We start from the raw sequence: 667 nt of genomic DNA, 5'->3' as shown, positions 1-667 counted from the left end.
TCTGTGTTATGGCGTTTTAAAACATCAGACTGCCTATCAAAGAGATTATTTATTGGTCGAATAATCTCAAAACCTGATTGACTACCAAGACGGTATCTCAGGTCGCTGACTTCACGTATATTCAAACAAATTCAGGCTGGGTTTATACTGCATTTATTATTGATGTCTTCTCACGAGCAATTGTTGGATGGAAAGTATCGACACGGATGAATACAGATATGGTGCTCGATGCACTTGAGCAAGCGTTACATGCTCGAGACATGCCAAAGAATGTGATTCACCATAGTGACAGAGGGGTTCAATATCTTTCCATTCGCTATACCAATCGTTTAGAAGCAGCAAATTTACGAGCATCAGTCGGTACGACCGGTGATTCATACGATAATGCTTTGGCTGAAACGGTGAATGGCTTATACAAAACAGAGGTGATTGAATATTTAAAAGCAGATTGGCAAGGTTTAGCAGATGTACAACTTGCGACATTAAATTGGGTAGATTGGTTCAACAAAAAGCGTATACACGGTGCACTGGGTTATGTATCGTAAGCATCCGGCTAACACAGCCTTACCAAGCGATCCTATAAGCCTTAATTTAGTTCCCACCTAAAAACAAGTGGGGACTTAATCCATGAACATGGATATATATTCAGCAACACCTCCTGTTGCTA

At 40.5% G+C, this 667-nt stretch carries 1 pseudogene; it reads left to right on the top strand.

From position 1 onward, the window contains the following. Window positions 1-101: 101 nt before the first annotated feature. A pseudogene (locus AC07E5_RS04355) lies at window positions 102-545 on the top strand (IS3 family transposase); the annotation flags it as partial. Window positions 546-667 lie beyond the last annotated feature (122 nt).

This window comes from Acinetobacter seohaensis (genome assembly GCF_056431365.1).
Note: the sequence above shows the minus strand (reverse complement) of the source record. Positions and strands in the feature narration are given on the sequence as shown.